The organism is Chitinophaga sp. CCNWYY40 (assembly GCF_037483205.1).
Lineage (GTDB): Bacteria > Bacteroidota > Bacteroidia > Chitinophagales > Chitinophagaceae > Chitinophaga > Chitinophaga ginsengisegetis.
Genome location: NZ_JBBHLF010000002.1, coordinates 559,473 through 578,349 on the forward strand (window position 1 = coordinate 559,473; position 18,877 = coordinate 578,349).

The window sequence follows — 18,877 nt, forward strand, 5'->3', positions numbered from 1 at the left end:
AAGTCCTGTTCTTTAGAATGCCACTCTGGTCCTTAACCCGATGATATTTACCGGTCCGCGGTCCCTGTTATAGGCAGGGTGCATCACAAACTGGTAGTCAGGGCTTAAGGCTATATGTAGCCTGGTAATGTTACATTGATAGAAAACTTCGGCGATCATTTCCGGTGCGTAGTTCAGCTGGCCGTCGCCGATCATGAAGCCGGTGCCGCCTGCAGCAAGGTAGTTGCGGTGCTCTGCTGATAATCCGTTTACCACCACCGCTACGCCGGCATTGTCTTGCGCCCGGTGCCAGCACTGGCCGTTTTGCAGCCATCCGGCGCTGATGGAACGGTCGATTTCAGTATAGGCCCAGGTTTCATTACGACCATCATTCCACGATGCTTTCAGGAAAGCGCCGCCGCTGTTGGTCAGCTCCTGGTCTATATTGATACCGAAACCATATTTGGTGCGTCCATCTCTTCTTACGGAATTGATGTCGGGTGTGTCTTTTGCCACGCTCACCGCTTCGTTATAATTGCCCATAGGGGCCTGGTTAATAAATGCCATTAACCGCACATTTCCTTCATGCTTATTTAGTGTATGCATGTGCGTTACTTCCACTACTTCGCCGTTGGATTTACCATAGTGGTAGTTCAGCTTCGGTCCATTGGCTTCTTCCGGCTCCAGGGAGGTAGCTGCCTGCAACAGCCAGTTATCTTTCCGGTACTGAACGGTTAGTGCCATCGTATAACCGCGTACATCTGCGGGATAGTCCCACGCCGCATTGCTCATCAGCGACCAGTTCATAAACTGGGTGCGGGGATCATGACTATACGCATTCTGATCAAAGAAATCCGCGAGGCAGTATTTACCGCCAATAAACCGCAGATAATGAGTAGGAGTGACGCCGCCTACATGATTCAGATCATCGCCATCCGCTTCTGTAGCAGAAGTTAACGGCAACGTATATACGCCATAAGCGCGGGCCAGGTAAATTTTGGGTTTAGGATCGCCCACACGGAAGGTTTCTCCGTTCGGGAAACCCGCAATGCCGGTGGCATGGCTGAGACCTTCACCACCGGCGAGTTCCGGGTTCACGTATAATTCAAAGTTCTTCCACGGACGGATACCGGCATAAACTGTACTGGTAATAGACGTAGCCCCTTTTTCATGGGTACGGAAACTGTTGGCGCCTGAGTACTTCGCAGAGAAATCAGGATGCCATTGCGTTACCAGCGTTTGCTGAAAATGGAACGTGTACGGGATAATGCTATCCGTTTTCTTTTCCTGTGCCAGCAGGCGGGTACTGCCCAGTGCCAGTATTCCTATGGAGAACAACTGCTTCATCGCCGGATTAATCTTTAAGTGCATCGTAAATGAGCAATTGGTTTTTGGAGATCACTTTCTCTTCTGCTGCTAAGCCGGAGGAGATATAAGTAATATCACCAGCTGTTTTATCTACTTCTACCTCGCGTACGGCTATATTAAATTTGTCTTTAAATACCAGCACGTAATTTTTGCTGTTATCAAAGATGACGGCGGCAGAAGGGACGGCTATTTTCTGGTCGTTATCCTGGTATTTTACATATACTGTGGCAAACATTTCCGGCTTCAGCAGCATGTTTTTATTATCGATGCTGATCCTTACCTGCATGGTTTTGGTAGCGGGGTCCAGGAAGTTGTAGATCTTGTCGATTTTGCCACGGAAAGGCTGATCAGGGTAACTTACTGTTACCACGTCTGCTTCATAGCCTTCTTTGATGCGTGCGATATCTGTTTCAAAAACATTGGCCATCACCCACACATCGTCCAGCTCAGAGATGGTGAAAATATTGGAACTGTTATCGGTACGTATCTCCATGTTATTATTGATATTCTTCTCAATAATATAACCGGAAATAGGGGCGGTTACCAGGTAGGTAGCGCCTTTACCTTTACGGTATATTTTAAACAGGTCGTTGAGCCGGTTAATTTCTGCATCAGATTTCTGTACTTCTCCTTTGGCATTTACCACATCTTTATCTGTGTTCAAACGGCTGTCGAACAGGTCCTGGGCCACTTTGAGGTTTTTGTCTGCCACGTTGCGGTCCGACTTAGCCTGTGCCAGCTGCTTTTCGTAATCAGCAATTTCAGCACTGTGTATAACGGCCAGTACCTGGCCTTTCTGTACATAGTCGCCCAGCTGAACTTTGATATCTTCCACATACCCGCTCACCAGTGGATATACTTTCAATACCTTGCCGCCGTTGGGGGTAACCTTACCGGATAAACGAACTTCATTCACCACTGGTTGCAGATGTGCCGTATCAATACGGATATTTTTCAGCATGGTATCGCTGAGCACAAAGGTGGTTTTCTCCTGATCTTCTGCCTGGCTGTGTTTACAACCACTCCATAGAATGGTTGCCAGCAGCGAAAAGCCAATAAAAAGGAAAGGCTGTTTCATGCGCTTAATTTTTAAATAATTCTTGTCCTGTTGCATAGTTGAGTTCTTCGTAGGCATTTACCCGGTTGGATAAAAACTTGTTGATATTTTTTGCGTTATCGCTGTAACTGTTGAAGTAATCGATGAATTGAAGAAGGGAGATATTTCCTTTGCTGAAATTCTTTGCCACTTCTGCAATCAGGGTATCAAATTCTCCCTGGAACTGGTGCAGGTCAAATCCTTTGTAACGCTTTTCCAGTGCTAATATGCGCTGATAAGCATTCAGCACTTCCGATTGTGCGATGGATTGTTGTTGCAGCAGTTGTTGTTGCTCTGACCCGATCTGGAGCTGCGCTGCGCGGATATTTCCCTGGTTACGGTTCCAGGTGGGTAAGTCAATACCCAGTGTGAGTCCCACGAAATTAGGTGTGTAACTGCCTTGTTTGTCGTAGGTGGCGCCTACATGAAGGTCCGGTACTGCCATTGATTTCTGAAGGCGGTAGTTCAGCTGTGCGGTTTGATACTGCATGTCGGCCATCCGTACATCCGGCCTGTTCTGCGCTACGCTGTCGAGCAGCGGTTGCAGCTGGATCTTATCCAGGTTATATGAAGCCAGGTCCGCAGGTTGCAGCCGGGCTTCATAAAAAACACTGGTATGTAACAACTGTTGCAGGTTTTTCTGTGATTCCAATTCCTGTTGTTTCAGATCGGCAAAGTCGTTTTCAATGCCTACCTGTAATGCCTGTAGCCTTACGAGATCTGCGTGGGCCACGCTTCCTTTTTTATCTGCCGTTACATATGCATCCACAATTTTCTGCAGGTTATCCAGCTGTTCTTTCAACACGGTTTCGCTCTGTTGCTGGTAGTATACATTGTAGAAGTTTTCCCGGAGTTGTAAGCGGAGGGTGCGCACCAGTTCATCGAAGTTGGCTTCGCTCATTTTAGCTGCTGCTGCCGCCAGTTGTATGGTTTTATTCCGTTTGCCTGCCAGCTGGATGAGCTGATCCAGGTTGTATTGTGTTTCGCCACCGGCGCCCACATTAAACGGCTTGAAATTATTGGTGCTGCCAAAACCCAGTACGGTGCTGAAGGAGGGGTTGTTCCACATCTTCGCCTGCCGGATCAGCGCCTTGGAAGCGTCTACCTGGTAGCGTTGCGCCAGTAATAAATAGTTTTTTGTAAGAAATGAATCTTCCACTGCCTGCAAGGTGACAGGTTGAGAAGTGATTTGCGCCTGTGCATGTTGAATATAGCCCAGGCCGGAAATACACGCTGTTAGGAACAGCATCCTGATAGTTCGCATAATGCCAGATTTCATGGCACAAAGCTCAGAAAGGTGAATTAAAGCGGCCTTTAAGGAAGATTAAAAAAAACTTAAAAGAAATTTAAACATGTGGGAGGATCACGGAGAAAGTGGTGCCACCTTCCGGGTTGGAAGTAACGGTAATGTGGCCGTTGTGGATCTGCACAATTTTTTTACAGATAGATAAACCCAGGCCATGACCGCGGATCTGAAGGGCATTCTGACCACGGTAAAAGGGTTCAAATATTTTGTTAATGTCGTCCGGTGGAATACCGATGCCGGAATCTTTTATCTGTACAAGGATATGCTGCGTGTAAAAATCTATCGACACATGCGCCGTGTTATTTTCGGAAAACTTACACGCATTATCGATCAGGTTCAGGAAAAGTACCTTTAACAAATTCTCGTTTCCATAACAGGTTACCAGCAAATCATTATCGGGCACTTTCATAAACTGGATCTCTACTTTGCTGGAGGTTTTTTGTTTCAACCGGATCAGGGTGGTCATCTCCATCAGTAATTCATCGATCCTTACATTACCCAATACAAATTCCTGTTGCCGCATTTCTGACTGTGCCAGTTGCAACAGGCCGTTGGAAAGGTCGGAGAGGTTCTCTGCATCTTCCAGCACGGAGGTAAGTAGTACCAGGTATTCTTCTTTGCTGCGGTCTTTGGATAATGCCACCTGTAACTGGCTGATGATGGCTGCCAGGGGAGTACGCAGCTCATGGGAGGCATTGCTCACAAAGCTTTTTTGCAGATGGAACGATTCGCTAAGACGTTGCAGCATGGTGTTGAAGTTGGCGCCCAGCTTAGCTATTTCATCTTTCCCTTTCACGGCTACCTGTGTATCCTGCATGTTGTTGGCATTGATACTATCTACCTGTTGTACCAGCTGATCGATAGGCTGCACCATTTTACGGGCAAAAAAGTAACCTACGCCCACCAGCACTATCACGGCGGTAATCAGCTCCAGCAGCAGGATCTGGCTGAGGTTCTGCAGGTTTTGAAAACCATATTTATCAAAGGAAGATACAATTACGATGACAGACACATTGCCTTCTGTATAATAAACGCCTACAACTTCACCGCTGCCTTTGTCGTAGCTGTACAGTTTATTCTCTTTGATGTAGTCGAGTAAACTGGGATGTGTGCGGATGGTGGTATCTTTCAGATTACTGTACAGCAGGTCGTAACTGGGGTTGTATACGAGGATCGTTTCTTTATAAAGATCCTGGAAGGTGGTCCGGTCCAGTTTCCGCAGCAAATCCACCTTTACGTTGCCGTCTTCAATAATCACGTTGGCAATGGAGCGGGCGCGGTATTCCAGTCTTTCCAGGTATTCCGCCTTCCGTGATTTGGCGGAGAAATAATACGCCAGCACGGCAAATGCAACGAGCATCAGCGTGGCCGAGAGGGTATAATAAAGCGCTATTTTATATTTGATTTTCAACCGGGCGTGTTATTCTTCAGAAAGATAATAACCCATACCTGTTTTGGTGTGCAGGAGTTTCTGATCAAAATCTTTGTCAATTTTTTTGCGGAGGAAGTTCATGTACACTTCAATCACGTTGGTACCGGTATCGAAGTCGATATCCCATACTTTTTCGGCGATGGTGATTTTAGAGATAACCTTGCCTTTATGCATGGCCAGAAATTCCAGCAGCTGGTATTCTTTGGCGGTGAGGGCAATTTTTTTGCCGCCACGGGTTACGTCTTTTTTCTCCCGGTCTATTTCCAGGTCGGCGATGCTGATTTTGTATTGGGTACCGTGAGTGGCATCGGAGCCGGCTCTTTTCAGGAATACCCGGATACGCGCCAGCAGTTCGCGGAAGTCGAAAGGCTTAACGAGGTAGTCGTCCGCACCCAGCTCAAAAGCCTGCATTTTGTCTTCCATGCCACCAAGTGCAGTGAGCATGATCACGGGAACGCGGTTGTTTTTATGGCGGATTACTTCACACAGCTCGTAGCCGTTGTTGTGGGGCAGGTTGAGGTCCAGGATCACCAGGTCGTAATCGTTGCTGGTGGCCAATCCTTTGCCTATACGTCCGTCGTAGGCCACATCTACATCAAAACCGTTTTCTTCCAGTCCTTTCTTCACGGCATTGGCTACTTTAACTTCGTCTTCAACAACCAGTATTTTTTGCATACTTCAGAAAGGGTTTAAGTGTTGTTATACAGGTATCCCGAAAGATACCTGTATAACAAAATTACTAACTGATAAGGTTCGCTTCCAGCTGCATTATTTTCTCAAATAATTGCTCATATTGCTGATTGGCCCTGTCCAGGTATTTCTGAACATCCTGGTATTCGCTTTCTACCTGGGCAAATTTAGCTTTATCGTTATAGATTTCAGGAGAACCCAGGCTGGCTTCCAGGCCGGCTTTACGTTCCTTCAGGCTGGCCACCTGGCCTTCTACCTGTGAAAACTGTTTTTGTTGTTTCTGCAGTTCACGCTGTACGTCTTTGTTAATAGCGCCTTTGCCTGCATCTGCAGCAGGAGCGGAGGCTTGCTGGCGGCTTTCTTTTTTCGTATCTGCGTTATTGTTAGTGGCTTTGGCATTGCCGGGCTGTTGCTGGGCAGCCATTCTCTTTTTCCACTCTTCGTATTCGTTGTAGGTACCTTTGAACTCCTTGATTTCACCGTCAACGATTTCCCAGATCTTGTTGGCGGTCTGGCTTACGAAGTAACGGTCGTGCGATACCAGTACCAGGCTGCCGTCGTATTTGTTGAGGGCATCTATCAGCATTTGCACGGAGTTCATGTCCAGGTGGTTCGTGGGCTCATCCAGCATCAGGAAGTTGGCCTGGCTGATAATGGTTTTTGCCAGCGCCACACGGGCCTTTTCACCTCCGGACAGGATCTTGATCTTTTTAAATACATCATCGCCGGTAAAGAGGAAGCAACCTAACAACTGGCGTAGTTCCAGCTCTGTACGGCCGCTGCCAAAGTTTTTCAGTTCATCCAGTATTTCGCTGTTCATGTCCAGTGATTCCAGCTGGTGCTGTGCATAGAAGCTGGTTACCACGTTATGACCGGGTACCCGTTCACCTTCCATCGGCTCCATACCAAAGATGATCCGCAGCAGGGTAGATTTACCCTTACCATTGGCGCCGATTAAGGCTATTTTGTCGCCACGGTTGATTTCTGCGCTGGTATTTTTTAAGATCTCTATCTTACCGAAGCTTTTACTGATGTTATTCAGGGTACATAAGATCTTACCAGGCGTTTTATCTACGGTGAAGTTGATTTTAATTTTAGAGGGACCGTTATCGGTTTGTTCCACACGCTCCAGTTTATCGAGCCTTTTGGCGATACTCTGTGCCTGGGCTGCTTTGGACGCTTTGGCTTTAAAGCGCTCAATAAAACGTTCCTGCTGGCGGATATAGTCCTGCTGGTTTTCGTAAGCACGTTGCTGCATTTCGCGGCGCAGTTCCTTTTCCACTTCATAGTCGGCGTAAGAACCGGCGTAGTGATGCAGCTGCTGCTGGTATACTTCCACGATCTTGTTCACCATACGGTCCAGGAAGAAACGGTCATGCGATACAATGATCACGGCGCCGTTGTAACCTACCAGGTACCTTTCCAGCCATTCGATGGAGGGAAGATCCAGGTGGTTCGTGGGCTCATCGAGCATCAGCACATCCGGCTGCTGCAGGATAAGACGGGCCAGGAGCACACGCATGCGCCATCCACCGGAAAACTGGCTGTATGGCCGTTCCAGGTCGGAGGTGGTAAAACCAAGACCTTCCAGCACCTGTGCCGTTTTGTGTTTCATGTTGTAGCCGTCGAGCGCTTCAAATTCATGCAGTTTATCGCTGAATTCGTGCAACAGTTCTTCTGTCTGGCTGTCTTCCAGTTCCCGGGTAATACGCTCAATGTCTTTCTCCAGCTCCAGCGCTTTGCCAAAGGCCATCATGCCTACGGTAAGGATAGATTCATCGGTTTCAAAGCTGAGCAGGTCCTGGTTAAAGAAGCCAATCGTCAGACTTTTACTTTTATTAACACTTCCTTTGGAAATGGAATATTCCCCATTGATAATGCGCAACAGGGTAGATTTGCCGGTACCATTCAACCCGATAAGCCCCACACGGTCGCCCGGTTCTATATGCCACGAGGAATTTTCCAGAATAACCCTGGACCCAAACTCAAACGTAATGTCCTGTAATGCGATCAACATAAAAAATAAAAAAATTGGATAAAAAACGTGCAAAGTTAAGGAAAAATGCGGACTTTAACCTACTCAAATTCAGTACTCCTGAGAAACAATCCGGTCATTTTATTTAGTTTTGTTGCAAAGTGTAAGATTATGAATTTTAAAGTATGCGTTCCGGTTGGCTTACTGATGCTGAGTGCGGCCCTGTTTGCCTGCAACCAGCAGGCCGCCCCGAAGGAGGAGGCAGCAGCGGCAGGCGCTTCCACCGCGTTACAGGCACCATATAGCCAGGTATTTTACGACTCACTCGGCGCCACTATGCAATCGTATTATAAACTTTCGGATGCGCTGGTACAGGCCGATAGCACCGCTGCCAACACCGCTGCAGCGGAGCTCAAAGGGCATGTGGACAGCCTCCCGGTGAACCTTTTACAGATGGATAGCAGCCACCTGGCCAATATTACCGGCATCACCGGCAGCGTAAGCGCCGAACTAGCCGGGCTGGCAGGGGAAACAGAACTCGATGGTAAAAGAGCGGCTTTCCAGATGGTATCCGATATGCTGTTCGACCTTGTGAAGAATACGGGCCTGAAAGGTCATACTATTTATCACCAGTATTGCCCGATGGCCTTTGATGACAAAGGCGCTTACTGGCTCAGCGACAAGGCAGACATACAGAATCCTTACTTCGGTCATAAGATGCTCACCTGCGGTGAAACCAAAGATAGCCTGAGCTATAAATAATAAGTAATCGTTGGATCGTGCGCAGTAAATCGTAAATTACTTTTGCATTTGCTGCTCATGATTTACGGTATGTTCACACGATATAGTTCCTTTTTATTGTTCTTCTTTTTGCTATGTTTCTTCAATGAAACAGCGGGACAGCAATTTACCGTAAGCGGTTTTATTAAAGACAGTACCAATGGTGAATCACTCCCCGGCGCCACCGTGCAGGTGCTGCATTCCACGAACGGGGTACATACCAACAACTACGGATTTTATTCTATCACCCTGCCGGCCGGCAATTACATCCTGCTGTATTCTTTTCTGGGCTATGAATCCAAAGCAGTAGCACTTACCCTGGATGGGAATACCACCCAGCACCTGCAACTGTACCCACGTTCGTACCAGGCAAAGGAAGTGGTGGTCACCGACAAAAGAAAAGACGCCAATGTAAAAAGTACTGACATGGGCAAGGCGGAGTTAACGGCGGTACAGATAAAGAAACTGCCCGCATTAATGGGAGAGGTGGACGTGCTCAAAGCCCTGCAGCTTATGCCGGGCGTACAGGCCGCCGGTGAAGGCAATGCCGGTTTTTATGTGCGTGGTGGCGGAGCCGATCAAAATCTTATCCTGCTCGATGAAGCCCCGGTGTATAATACAGGCCATCTCTTTGGCTTTTTCTCTGTGTTTAATGCAGATGCCATCCGGAGCACCACCCTCATCAAAGGTGGTATGCCAGCCAATTATGGCGGCCGGTTGTCGTCTGTGGCGGATATCGCCATGAAGGAGGGGAATAATAAAAATTTCCAGGGAGAAGGGGGAATAGGGCTGATCTCTTCCCGGTTGTCTTTCCAGGGACCACTGAAAAAAGATAAAGCCTCCTTTATCGTCAGCGGCCGCCGAACCTATATCGACCTCGTTACAAAACCATTCATTAATAATACTTCGTATAAGGGTTCGGGTTATTACTTCTACGATCTGAATGTAAAGATGAACTACGCTATTTCTGATAAAGACCGTATTTACCTGAGCGGTTATCTTGGGAAAGATGTATTCAGCTTTAATAACCAGGACCGCTCTTTTGATGTAAAGATTCCCTGGGGTAATACCACGGCTACTTTGCGATGGAATCATGTATTCAGTCAGAAGCTGTTTGCCAATACTTCCCTCATCTACAATGATTATAAATTTCAGTTCAGCGCGCTGCAGAATAATTTTGATATCAGGTTGTCTTCCGGCATCAGCGATATGAACCTGAAAACAGATTTCGATTACTATGCGCATGTAAAGCACCACATCCGTTTTGGCGGCAACTATATCTATCACACTTTTACGCCGTCTACCATCAGCGGGGAGCAGGATTCCACCAGGTTCTCCCCGGAGAACGTGTTTAAGAAATATGCCCATGAAGTAGCGTTGTACCTGATGGACGACTGGGAAATATCTCCCCGGCTGCAGCTGAACGTGGGCGTGCGCTACAGCGGTTTTATGCAGATAGGCCCCTATACCCGCTACACCCGTGATGCCGCCGGGAATAAAACAGATAGTATCGTGTACCGGCGCTGGCAACCGATATCCCGTCATGGTGGCTTTGAGCCGCGGATCCTCCTGCGATGGTCGTGGAACGAGGAAAGCTCCGTAAAAGCTTCTGCCACCCGTAATTACCAGTTTATTCACCTCGTATCCAATGCCGGAACTACTTTGCCTACAGACGTTTGGGTGCCCAGCACTTACCTGGTGCAGCCGCAGATTTCCTGGCAATATTCCGCCGGGTACTTCCGCAACTTCAATAACAATATGTATGAAGCCTCTGCAGAGGTATACTACAAGAGCCTGCAAAACCAGATTGAATACCGGGAAGGATATACGCCTTCCTTGAATGACCCGGAACTGGACTTCGTTTTTGGGAAGGGCGAGGCTTATGGAATGGAATTATTTGTAAACAAAAAGAAGGGGCGGTTTACCGGCTGGCTGGGTTATACGCTGGCCTGGACGTGGCGGCAATTTCCTGCGCTGAATGATGGCAACCGTTATCCCGCAAAGTACGATCGCCGTCATGATTTGTCGCTGGTAGGCACTTACGACCTGAGTAAACGGTGGACTGTGTCGGCTGTGTTTATTTACGGCAGCGGTAACACCACTACGTTACCGGAAAAGTTCTATTTTATAGAAGGCACGCTGGTACAGGGTTACGGCAGCATTAACTCTTACAGGTTGGATGCCTATCACCGGCTGGACCTGTCGGCTATATACACGCCGGTGTCTAAAAGGCCCAATAAGCGTGTTAAAGGCAGCTGGACGTTTTCTGTGTATAATGTTTACAGCAGGAAAAATCCTTATTTCATTTACTTTGACCAGGAGGGGAGTGCGGTAGATGGCACGTTGAAGGTGAGTGCGAAGCAGGTATCGTTGTTTCCGGTGTTACCGTCGGTGACGTATAACTTTAAGTTCTGATCCGGAATTCAAAGGGGTGATAGTACGGTAAATTCAGGAAGGGTGATAGTACATACAAATGGGGTGATAGTAGGGGGGCATTATCTTACCAGGCAGTACCTGATGATTCCTGCCAAAGCAGCCACTATAGCAATAAACTGGGCAATGGCGGCGTAGTGTACCGATTTGTGAATCGTGTTGATCAGCTTTGCTTTGACATGGTTGATCGTGTCAGTCAATTCTGATTTAACCTTCTGGATATCCATCGTCAAGTCCGTTTTAACTTTTTGGATGTCCACCGTCAATTCCGATTTGACCTTTTGGATATCCAGCGTTAACCCTGTTTTAACAGCCGACAGCTCCTCTTTAGTGGCCATCAGATCCATGCGGGTAGCAAGCGTGTGGATTTCCTGCTTAAGTTCGTTTTTAACCTCTGATAACTCCTCTTTAGTGGCCATCAGATCCATCCTGGTGGCGAGCGTGTGGATGTCCTGCTTTAGTTCGTTTTTAACGGCCAACAACTCGCCTTTATTAGCCAGTTGCTCAATTTTCGCGGATGATTTCCTCTCATAATGATCATCCAGCGCGTTTACAACTTCCAGGGCTTTGTCGTCCGACAAATGCAAATCCTTGCGGAAGATGTCATACAGTTTTAAGTTTCCAATTGTCATATGTAATGTTTTTTTATTACAGGATTAAAATTAATTTATTCTTTATTCCGATATCGCAATTATTACAGATATTTCTTTTAAATATATCAAATGCGATTTCCCATTATTATCTTTTAAGTACGAATGATATTTTGAAATAAATGAGCTAAGAACAGCACTTGGATTATTGCCTGGATTGTACTCCCGAAAGGATTTTGAGCCTCATATGCCCGATGATTCTGCAGATGTTACCCGACTATGGAACTAGTCCTACGCAGAGGAGACTTTTACAAACCTTATATTACACTTGTAATAAAGACACTGATAAACCATAGATAAACCGTATCTTATAGGTATGGCTTATATACGGCTTAACTACGGCTTATATACGGGTTATCTACGGCTTATCCTATAAGGACGGATGCCTGGGTATTGCGGCAGCGATAAGTAATAGTACCTTTGTTGTAATGATTTGTAATTATAAATGTATAATTCAACTGTGTTCACACCGCTGTATAAATATTTATTTTTAAAATCCTTAAGTTCAAGGACATGGTTATCTAAATGCTAACAAACTATTTCTTAACTTCGCAAACATTTTATAAAGGAAATATAGCCCATATGAAAAAGTATGGCGCTAACAGCAAAACGTATGATAAATATCACTTTTCCGGATGGCGCAGTTCGTCAGTATGAATCAGGAGTAACTGCATTGGACATTGCCAAATCCATCAGCGAAGGATTGGCACGCAAAGTATTGGCAGCAAATGTTAACGGGCAGGTAGTGGATGCTACACGCCCGATTTTGACGGATAGCACGCTGCAGCTGCTGACGTGGGTGGATAAGGATGGTAAAGCAACAATGTGGCATTCCTCGGCGCATCTGATGGCCGAAGCACTGGAAGCCCTGTACCCCGGCGTAAAACTCGGCTATGGCCCTTCAATTGAAAACGGATTCTATTACGATATTGATTTGGGCGACCGCACCATTTCTGAAGAAGATCTGAAAGCGATCGAAGCAAAAATGGTGGAGCTGTCTAAACACAACAGCGAATACGTGCGCAAAGAAGTAAGTAAGGCAGATGCACTGACTTATTTTACTGAAAAAGGCGATCCGTATAAAATAGAAACGATCAATGAATTACCTGATGGAAGCATCACTTTCTATACCCAGGGCGGATTCACAGATCTTTGCCGCGGACCGCACATTCCGAATACCGGCTTTATCAAATCCATCAAGCTTACCAGCATTGCAGGCGCTTACTGGCGTGGCAGTGAAAAAAATAAGATGCTTACCCGCATCTACGGCATCACCTTCCCTAATCAGAAAGAGCTGGATGAATACCTGGCCCTGATAGAGGAAGCCAAGAAACGTGATCACCGTAAACTGGGTAAGGAACTGGAACTGTTTGCCTTCTCTGAAAAAGTAGGTTTGGGTTTACCGATGTGGTTACCCAAAGGCGCCATGTTGCGCGAACGCCTGCAGCGTTTCCTCCAGGAAGCCCAGCTGGCCAGCGGTTACCTGCCGGTAGTAACACCGCATATCGGGAATAAAAATCTGTACGTGACTTCCGGTCACTACGAAAAATATGGTAAAGACAGTTTTCAGCCGATCCATACACCGGAAGAAGGTGAGGAGTTTATGCTGAAACCCATGAACTGCCCGCATCACTGCGAGCTGTATAAGGTATCGCCAAAGTCGTACAAAGACTTACCCGTGCGTTTTGCCGAATTCGGTACCGTATACCGTTATGAGCAGCATGGTGAACTGCATGGCCTTACCCGTGTAAGAGGATTTACCCAGGATGATGCGCATCTGTTTTGCCGTCCGGACCAGGTGAAGGAAGAATTCCAGAAAGTGATAGACCTGGTGATGTATGTATTCAACAGCCTTAGCTTTACGGATTTCACTGCCCAGATCTCGCTGCGCGATAAAGACGACCGCAGCAAGTACATCGGAACCGATGAAAACTGGGATCTGGCGGAACAGGCCATTATTGAGTCTGCAGCAGAAAAGGGCCTTAACACCGTAGTGGAATATGGCGAAGCGGCTTTCTATGGTCCTAAGCTCGACTTCATGGTGAAGGATGCACTGGGCCGCAAATGGCAGCTCGGTACCATCCAGGTGGATTATAACCTGCCGGAACGCTTTGAACTGGAGTACATCGGGGCCGATAACCAGAAACACCGTCCGGTAATGATCCACCGTGCGCCATTTGGTTCACTGGAACGCTTTATTGCTGTACTGATCGAACACTGTGCCGGTAAATTCCCGTTGTGGTTAGCGCCAACACAGGTGAAGATCCTGCCTATCAGTGATAAAAGCCAGGCGTATGCAGAAAAAGTAGCAGAATTGCTAAAAAAAGCGGAAATTCGCGCTGAAATAGATGACAGAAGCGAAAAAATAGGTAAGAAGATCCGGGAAGCAGAGCTGGCAAAGATTCCGTACATGCTCGTACTCGGTGAAAAAGAAGCAGCCGATAATGTAGTAGCCGTTCGTCGTCAGTCAAAAGGTGATTTGGGAACTATGCAACTCGGGCAGTTTACCACTATGATAAACGAAGAGGTAGCAAACCGGAAGCCAATTGAATAACATCGCATAAATGTGGAAAAAAGGTATATAAAACAATGAACATTACTCGATTGAGGTATGTTAATTGCTGTAATTTTCCCCGTATTTTTGTAAAGATTGTTTTTGGTCCCTGGACGATATGTGGACCACGGACTAAATGGACAATTAATTAATTAATTTTATTTTTCTTAATGCAACAAAGACCCAGACCAAGCAGTTTTGGCGGCAACAACCGGGGAAGAAACCCCAACTTCCGCAGGGAACAACAACAAGAACATCGCACTAACAGGATGATACGCGTTCCTGAGGTACGACTTGTAGGTGAAAATATTGAGGTAGGTGTCTACAAAACAGAGGATGCGCTGCGTATGGCTGAGGAACAGGGTTTAGACCTGGTGGAGATTTCCCCGAATGCTGTGCCTCCCGTTTGTCGTATCATCGACTACAATAAATTCCTCTACGAAAAGAAAAAGAAGGAAAAGGAAATGAAGGCGAAGGCGCACAAAAGTGAAGTGAAAGAAATTCGCTTTACGCCTAACACCGACGACCATGACTTCGATTTTAAAGCGAAACATGCTGAAAGCTTCCTGAAAGACGGTAACAAGGTAAAAACCTATGTACAGTTTAAAGGACGTGCTATCATGTTTAAGGAACGTGGTGAATTGATTCTCCTGAAGTTTGCTGAAAGGCTGGCAGAAGTAGGTGGTCTGGAAAGTATGCCTACCATGGAAGGTAAGCGTATGATCGCCATCTTTGCTCCTAAAGCAGCGAAAAAGAAGGAAAAAGAACCTAAGGAACCAAGAGAACCCAAGGAACCGAGGGAGCCAAGAGAACCGAGAGAAGCAAAGGCGCCCGTTACGCCTCCAGCCGCTGACGCAGCAGGAGATGCTAACGCATAGCCGATGGTTATATCACATTAAAAAAGCAGCACAGCAGGGTATTATACCTTGTTGCGCTGCTTTTGCTTTTAGCGTGTAACCCGCTATTGTATTTCTTTCAACACTCTCCGCGCCCTGGAACGGATGCCAGGCGTGGGATTATTTTCCAGCTCTGCTGCTATCAGCAGCCGGATCTCGTTTTTGATGTCGGGATAATCTTTTGCCAGGTTAGCCAGTATCGTCATGGAAAATGCTTTCACCGCTACGGTTTCCAGCGGATCTTCCAGGAAGGCAAAACAACGGTTCATCACCGGCCCTTGCAGGGACTCAGGGATGCGCAGGTATTGCAATACCCTTAATACATTCCTCCTCACTGCCACAGGCATACCTGTTTCCTCCATCCTGGCTACCATCGCCGGCAGGTGAGGGGCAAGCAACTCCGGGTGCCTTTCTGCCACAAAGCTCACAATCCACGCTGCCCGCTGTACCACGCGGTATTCGTCGTGCAGGAATAAATGTATCAATGCGGCAAACCGCTCCGGATGAGGGCCTATCCATGCAGCAATGCGGAGTGATTGGGCACGGGAGTGCTCCGATAAAATTTCAGCGCGCAGATCCATAGACCTGCAATTTAATACACAGGTGCTAATTATTATCAGAAGTGCTGTTTGCCAGCAGGTAAGCAAGCGTTTTCTCGCGCATCCGCTCTACGTCTTCGGGATTTACCGGCATATCCGTTTCCTTGCCCATATCATCCCAGATCCTGATCTGGATGTATTGATGAAATAATGGATCGCTGCGGAATGCCAGCGCCTCTTCTTCGCTCATGGGGCCACCCTGGTATTCCAGGGTTTGTTTGCTGGCTTCAGAGAGTGTGTCGTAATAGGCGCTGTCGGACCAGGTGAGGTAGCGTTTCGCTGCAACATGGCTGCCTACCAGCTGTGCCATCCGCTCCGGAAAGCCGCATTCCAGCAGGAAAGCGCTGCCCAGGTCGTCGTGTGCGCGGGTACCGAGACCGCCCATCTGGGGGGCATTTTCAAAAAAGTGGCCAATGTCGTGCAGGAATGCGGCAACGATCATTTCATCGTCAAAGCCGGTGCTTTCTGCTATCAGCGCCGCTTGCATCATATGCATCAGCATCGTTACCTGCTCACCATATTCCTGGTGGCCATATGTATTATACAGGTCGAAAATTTTATTGATTACAGATTGGGCATGTAATTCACTACCGGTCATTTTCGTACGTTTATAAGGGTTAGTACAGTTTTTTCATAGTATGCCGTGGCATTATCGCAAATGTAATAGCTGCAACTGCTTTATCAGCATGCCTTATGTTATGTTTTTATTAATACCCGGAGTGGTTTTCAAACGCCAATAATCCTTTACCTTTGCCCTTTACTATTACACAAAACTGAACCTTTGCTAAAAAAAGAACTGCGCGTCATACTGGTGTCGCTGATTGTTAGCTTTATTCTAACGGTGGCGAAATTCTCGGCGTACTTTATGACTCATTCGGTGGCCATCCTTTCTGATGCCCTGGAATCCATTATCAACGTGGTGGCGGGAGGTTTTGCCTGCTATAGTATTTACCTCGCCAGTCAGCCGAAAGATGCCAATCATCCTTACGGGCATGGCAAAGTGGAGTTCTTTTCGATCGGCTTTGAAGGCGCTATGATCTTTATCGCCGGCGTGTTGATCCTTGTAAAAACGTTCCAGTATTTTATCATGCCGCGCGAACTGCACCGGATAGAAAGCGGTTTATGGGTATTGGGTGCTACCACTGTAGCCAACCTGCTGCTGGGACTGTACCTGGTGCGCTCCGGCAAGCAGCTTTCTTCTATTACTATTTCGGGAAACGGACAGCATATCATGACCGATGTATACAGCAGCGCCGGGTTGATTGCAGCGTTGATTGTTATTCATTTCACCGGCTGGACCTGGCTGGACCCGGCAGTATCACTGGTGATGGGCGGATTGATCCTCGGCAAGGGATACCAGTTGTTACGCCGTTCTATTTCCGGGTTAATGGATGAAACGGATATGAAAATAGTAGACAAGGTGATCACTATCTTATCGGCCCACCGGAGGGAGAACTGGATTGATATTCATAATATGCGTGTGCAGCAATATGGTAACAATTATCATATTGATTGCCATGTAACACTGCCTTACTACCTGGAGCTGAATGATGCGCACGATGAAATGAAGAAGATTGAAAAGCTCGTGAATGAAGGGTTTGCGGGCAGCGAGGTGGAGTTTTTTATTCATATGGATCCCTGTATTCCTTCCTGTTGCCACTATTGCCTGAAAGAAGCATGCCCGGTCCGGAGCCATGCATTTACCGGCGAAATAATATGGACCCGCGATAACGTGCTACCCAACAGAAAGCATGGATAGTAACACATCTCACTAAAAAAAACCAGCATAACTTATACAAGCTATGCTGGTTTTTTTATAGTAAGATGTTTAACTGTTTATTCTTCTCCCGCTTCTTCACCATCACCATGACCAATGATATCACGTATAGGTTTTACTGCCTGGTAAATACCGCGGTTGTATTTGTTTCCTAAGATAACAAGAGTGGTAGAATCCTGTATGAAACGGTAGAACACCGTATTGTTACCATGCCACCAGCCGTTGTGATAAATGATATTTTTTGTGCTGTCGGGATACACCATGAGCCGCCATCCCAGTCCGTAATTGCGGACACCTGGTTTCTCATTGCTGTAAGGCGTGTAGGCGGCCTTTAAGGTTGCTTCATTCAGGAACTGGCCGGAATAAAGCGCCTGGTCCCATTTGAGCATATCCCTGGCACTGCTGTAAATGCCTTTATCGCCCATTACGCCGTCGAAATAAGTATCTGGTTCAAACTGTCCGTTATATTTATGGCTCTGGGTTTGATGTACGCGCACAGCAGAGGAGGGGTCGTATACAAAAGTGCTGGTCATATGCAGTGGCCCGAAAATGGTTTGCTGCATGAAGTCGGCATATTTTTGTCCGCTTACCTTTTCAATAATAGAAGCAAGGAGGAGATAGTTGGTGTTGCAATACTGGAAATGCGTACCCGGCAAATGTTGCATGGCGGGCTTATGTTGTTCCATTAATTTGATCACCTCACCATTGGTAATAAAGTTGGCTTCCTCTTTCCATAAGCTATCGCAGAAATAAAGATAGTTAGGCAGGCCGCTCCGGTGGTTCAGGAGCATACGGACATTGATTCCTTTATAAGGAAATTCGGGAAAGAATTTTTGCAGGGAATCTTCCAGGCTCAGCTTCTCATTTTGTACCAGCCACATCACTGCTGCGCCGGTAAAGGTTTTTGTTACAGAAGCCAGTTGAAAAGAAGAACTATCTATCACCGGTGTTTTAGTCCGGGAGTTTTCATAGCCATGATATTTTTCAAAGATAACCACCCCTTTCCTTGCCACTATGATGGAGCCGTTAAAGCCGCTGCGTAGCAGCTTCCCGTTGTAAAACGCTTCCAGTTCCTGTTGCATTTGTTTCGTACGCGGCGATTTAAGGATGGCTTCTTTTTCCGCGGCTGATAGTCCTATAGTAAAGCGTACTGAATCTGCTGCTGCTTTCCTTTTACTTTCTTCCCTTCTTGCTGCATTGCTCTGACAGCTGGAGATAATTGCAATACCCGATATGGTTAAGATAATACTTAATGCTTTCAATCGCTTCATTAGAGGAGTTGTGACTACTTTCTTAATTCAATTTTCTACCCAAAAAATACAAAGCGCTAAATTTAGACTCA

The 18,877-nt window shown here is 46.8% G+C and carries 15 protein-coding genes; 5 read left to right on the forward strand and 10 right to left on the reverse strand.

Features of this window, described 5'->3' with window-relative positions; translation table 11 throughout:
* Positions 1-12: 12 nt before the first annotated feature.
* The 6 genes from V7S65_RS07905 to V7S65_RS07930 form a co-directional block, all read right to left on the reverse strand.
* Positions 13-1,326, reverse strand: coding sequence for a carbohydrate porin (locus V7S65_RS07905; protein WP_339545467.1), 1,314 nt, complete (start codon positions 1,324-1,326; stop codon positions 13-15).
* 7 nt (positions 1,327-1,333) lie between these two features.
* Positions 1,334-2,425: an efflux RND transporter periplasmic adaptor subunit gene (locus V7S65_RS07910; RefSeq protein ID WP_079467390.1), complete on the reverse strand. Its 1,092-nt coding sequence runs from the start codon at positions 2,423-2,425 to the stop codon at positions 1,334-1,336.
* A gap of 4 nt (positions 2,426-2,429) precedes the next feature.
* Positions 2,430-3,707 carry a TolC family protein gene (locus V7S65_RS07915; protein WP_168771352.1) on the reverse strand — a complete coding sequence of 426 codons (1,278 nt, stop codon included), beginning with the start codon at positions 3,705-3,707 and terminating at the stop codon, positions 2,430-2,432.
* Positions 3,708-3,789: 82 nt separating this feature from the next.
* Complete coding sequence (locus tag V7S65_RS07920; protein WP_336388618.1) at positions 3,790-5,160, reverse strand: HAMP domain-containing sensor histidine kinase; 1,371 nt, start codon at positions 5,158-5,160, stop codon at positions 3,790-3,792.
* Between the two features lie 9 nt (positions 5,161-5,169).
* Positions 5,170-5,856, reverse strand: a complete 687-nt coding sequence (locus V7S65_RS07925) for a response regulator (protein WP_079467387.1) — start codon at positions 5,854-5,856, stop codon at positions 5,170-5,172.
* 64 nt (positions 5,857-5,920) lie between these two features.
* Entirely contained in the window at positions 5,921-7,888 is a 1,968-nt protein-coding gene (locus V7S65_RS07930) for an ABC-F family ATP-binding cassette domain-containing protein (protein ID WP_079467386.1), read from the reverse strand.
* A 129-nt stretch (positions 7,889-8,017) separates the two neighbouring features.
* On the opposite strand from V7S65_RS07930, the gene V7S65_RS07935 reads away from it, so the two are divergent.
* Both V7S65_RS07935 and V7S65_RS07940 read left to right on the forward strand, forming a co-directional pair.
* The gene (locus tag V7S65_RS07935; RefSeq protein ID WP_336388617.1) at positions 8,018-8,608 is read left to right on the forward strand and encodes a DUF3347 domain-containing protein; all 591 of its coding nucleotides are present in this window, start codon (positions 8,018-8,020) and stop codon (positions 8,606-8,608) included.
* 69 nt (positions 8,609-8,677) lie between these two features.
* Positions 8,678-11,041 carry a TonB-dependent receptor gene (locus V7S65_RS07940; protein WP_336388616.1) on the forward strand — a complete coding sequence of 788 codons (2,364 nt, stop codon included), beginning with the start codon at positions 8,678-8,680 and terminating at the stop codon, positions 11,039-11,041.
* Between the two features lie 80 nt (positions 11,042-11,121).
* On the opposite strand, the gene V7S65_RS07945 is transcribed toward V7S65_RS07940, so the two are convergent.
* Entirely contained in the window at positions 11,122-11,691 is a 570-nt protein-coding gene (locus tag V7S65_RS07945; RefSeq protein ID WP_336388615.1) for a hypothetical protein, read from the reverse strand.
* A gap of 631 nt (positions 11,692-12,322) precedes the next feature.
* Here V7S65_RS07945 and thrS point away from each other — a divergent pair.
* The gene (gene thrS, locus V7S65_RS07950; protein ID WP_079467383.1) at positions 12,323-14,263 is read left to right on the forward strand and encodes a threonine--tRNA ligase; all 1,941 of its coding nucleotides are present in this window, start codon (positions 12,323-12,325) and stop codon (positions 14,261-14,263) included.
* A 170-nt stretch (positions 14,264-14,433) separates the two neighbouring features.
* Positions 14,434-15,141, forward strand: coding sequence for a translation initiation factor IF-3 (infC, locus tag V7S65_RS07955; protein WP_079467382.1), 708 nt, complete (start codon positions 14,434-14,436; stop codon positions 15,139-15,141).
* 83 nt (positions 15,142-15,224) lie between these two features.
* On the opposite strand, the gene V7S65_RS07960 is transcribed toward infC, so the two are convergent.
* Both V7S65_RS07960 and V7S65_RS07965 read right to left on the reverse strand, forming a co-directional pair.
* Entirely contained in the window at positions 15,225-15,740 is a 516-nt protein-coding gene (locus V7S65_RS07960) for a hypothetical protein (RefSeq protein WP_336388614.1), read from the reverse strand.
* A 25-nt stretch (positions 15,741-15,765) separates the two neighbouring features.
* A complete protein-coding gene (locus V7S65_RS07965) occupies positions 15,766-16,356 on the reverse strand; it encodes an HD domain-containing protein (RefSeq protein WP_111578120.1) in 591 nt (196 codons plus the stop codon).
* Positions 16,357-16,539: 183 nt separating this feature from the next.
* Between V7S65_RS07965 and V7S65_RS07970 the strand changes: the two genes are divergently transcribed.
* Positions 16,540-17,517 carry a cation diffusion facilitator family transporter gene (locus V7S65_RS07970; RefSeq protein ID WP_336388613.1) on the forward strand — a complete coding sequence of 326 codons (978 nt, stop codon included), beginning with the start codon at positions 16,540-16,542 and terminating at the stop codon, positions 17,515-17,517.
* Positions 17,518-17,594: 77 nt separating this feature from the next.
* On the opposite strand, the gene V7S65_RS07975 is transcribed toward V7S65_RS07970, so the two are convergent.
* Positions 17,595-18,806: a serine hydrolase domain-containing protein gene (locus V7S65_RS07975; RefSeq protein ID WP_227024529.1), complete on the reverse strand. Its 1,212-nt coding sequence runs from the start codon at positions 18,804-18,806 to the stop codon at positions 17,595-17,597.
* Positions 18,807-18,877 lie beyond the last annotated feature (71 nt).

What these genes read in the sequence shown, in the direction of transcription:
- V7S65_RS07905 (WP_339545467.1), bottom strand. Translation starts at nt 1,326, where the DNA reads ATGAAGCAGTTGTTCTCCATAGGAATACTGGCACTGGGCAGTACCCGC.
- V7S65_RS07910 (WP_079467390.1), bottom strand. Translation starts at nt 2,425, where the DNA reads ATGAAACAGCCTTTCCTTTTTATTGGCTTTTCGCTGCTGGCAACCATT.
- V7S65_RS07915 (WP_168771352.1), bottom strand. Translation starts at nt 3,707, where the DNA reads ATGCGAACTATCAGGATGCTGTTCCTAACAGCGTGTATTTCCGGCCTG.
- V7S65_RS07925 (WP_079467387.1), bottom strand. Translation starts at nt 5,856, where the DNA reads ATGCAAAAAATACTGGTTGTTGAAGACGAAGTTAAAGTAGCCAATGCC.
- V7S65_RS07930 (WP_079467386.1), bottom strand. Translation starts at nt 7,888, where the DNA reads ATGTTGATCGCATTACAGGACATTACGTTTGAGTTTGGGTCCAGGGTT.
- V7S65_RS07935 (WP_336388617.1), top strand. Translation starts at nt 8,018, where the DNA reads ATGAATTTTAAAGTATGCGTTCCGGTTGGCTTACTGATGCTGAGTGCG.
- V7S65_RS07940 (WP_336388616.1), top strand. Translation starts at nt 8,678, where the DNA reads ATGTTCACACGATATAGTTCCTTTTTATTGTTCTTCTTTTTGCTATGT.
- V7S65_RS07945 (WP_336388615.1), bottom strand. Translation starts at nt 11,691, where the DNA reads ATGACAATTGGAAACTTAAAACTGTATGACATCTTCCGCAAGGATTTG.
- thrS (WP_079467383.1), top strand. Translation starts at nt 12,323, where the DNA reads ATGATAAATATCACTTTTCCGGATGGCGCAGTTCGTCAGTATGAATCA.
- infC (WP_079467382.1), top strand. Translation starts at nt 14,434, where the DNA reads ATGCAACAAAGACCCAGACCAAGCAGTTTTGGCGGCAACAACCGGGGA.
- V7S65_RS07960 (WP_336388614.1), bottom strand. Translation starts at nt 15,740, where the DNA reads ATGGATCTGCGCGCTGAAATTTTATCGGAGCACTCCCGTGCCCAATCA.
- V7S65_RS07965 (WP_111578120.1), bottom strand. Translation starts at nt 16,356, where the DNA reads ATGACCGGTAGTGAATTACATGCCCAATCTGTAATCAATAAAATTTTC.
- V7S65_RS07975 (WP_227024529.1), bottom strand. Translation starts at nt 18,806, where the DNA reads ATGAAGCGATTGAAAGCATTAAGTATTATCTTAACCATATCGGGTATT.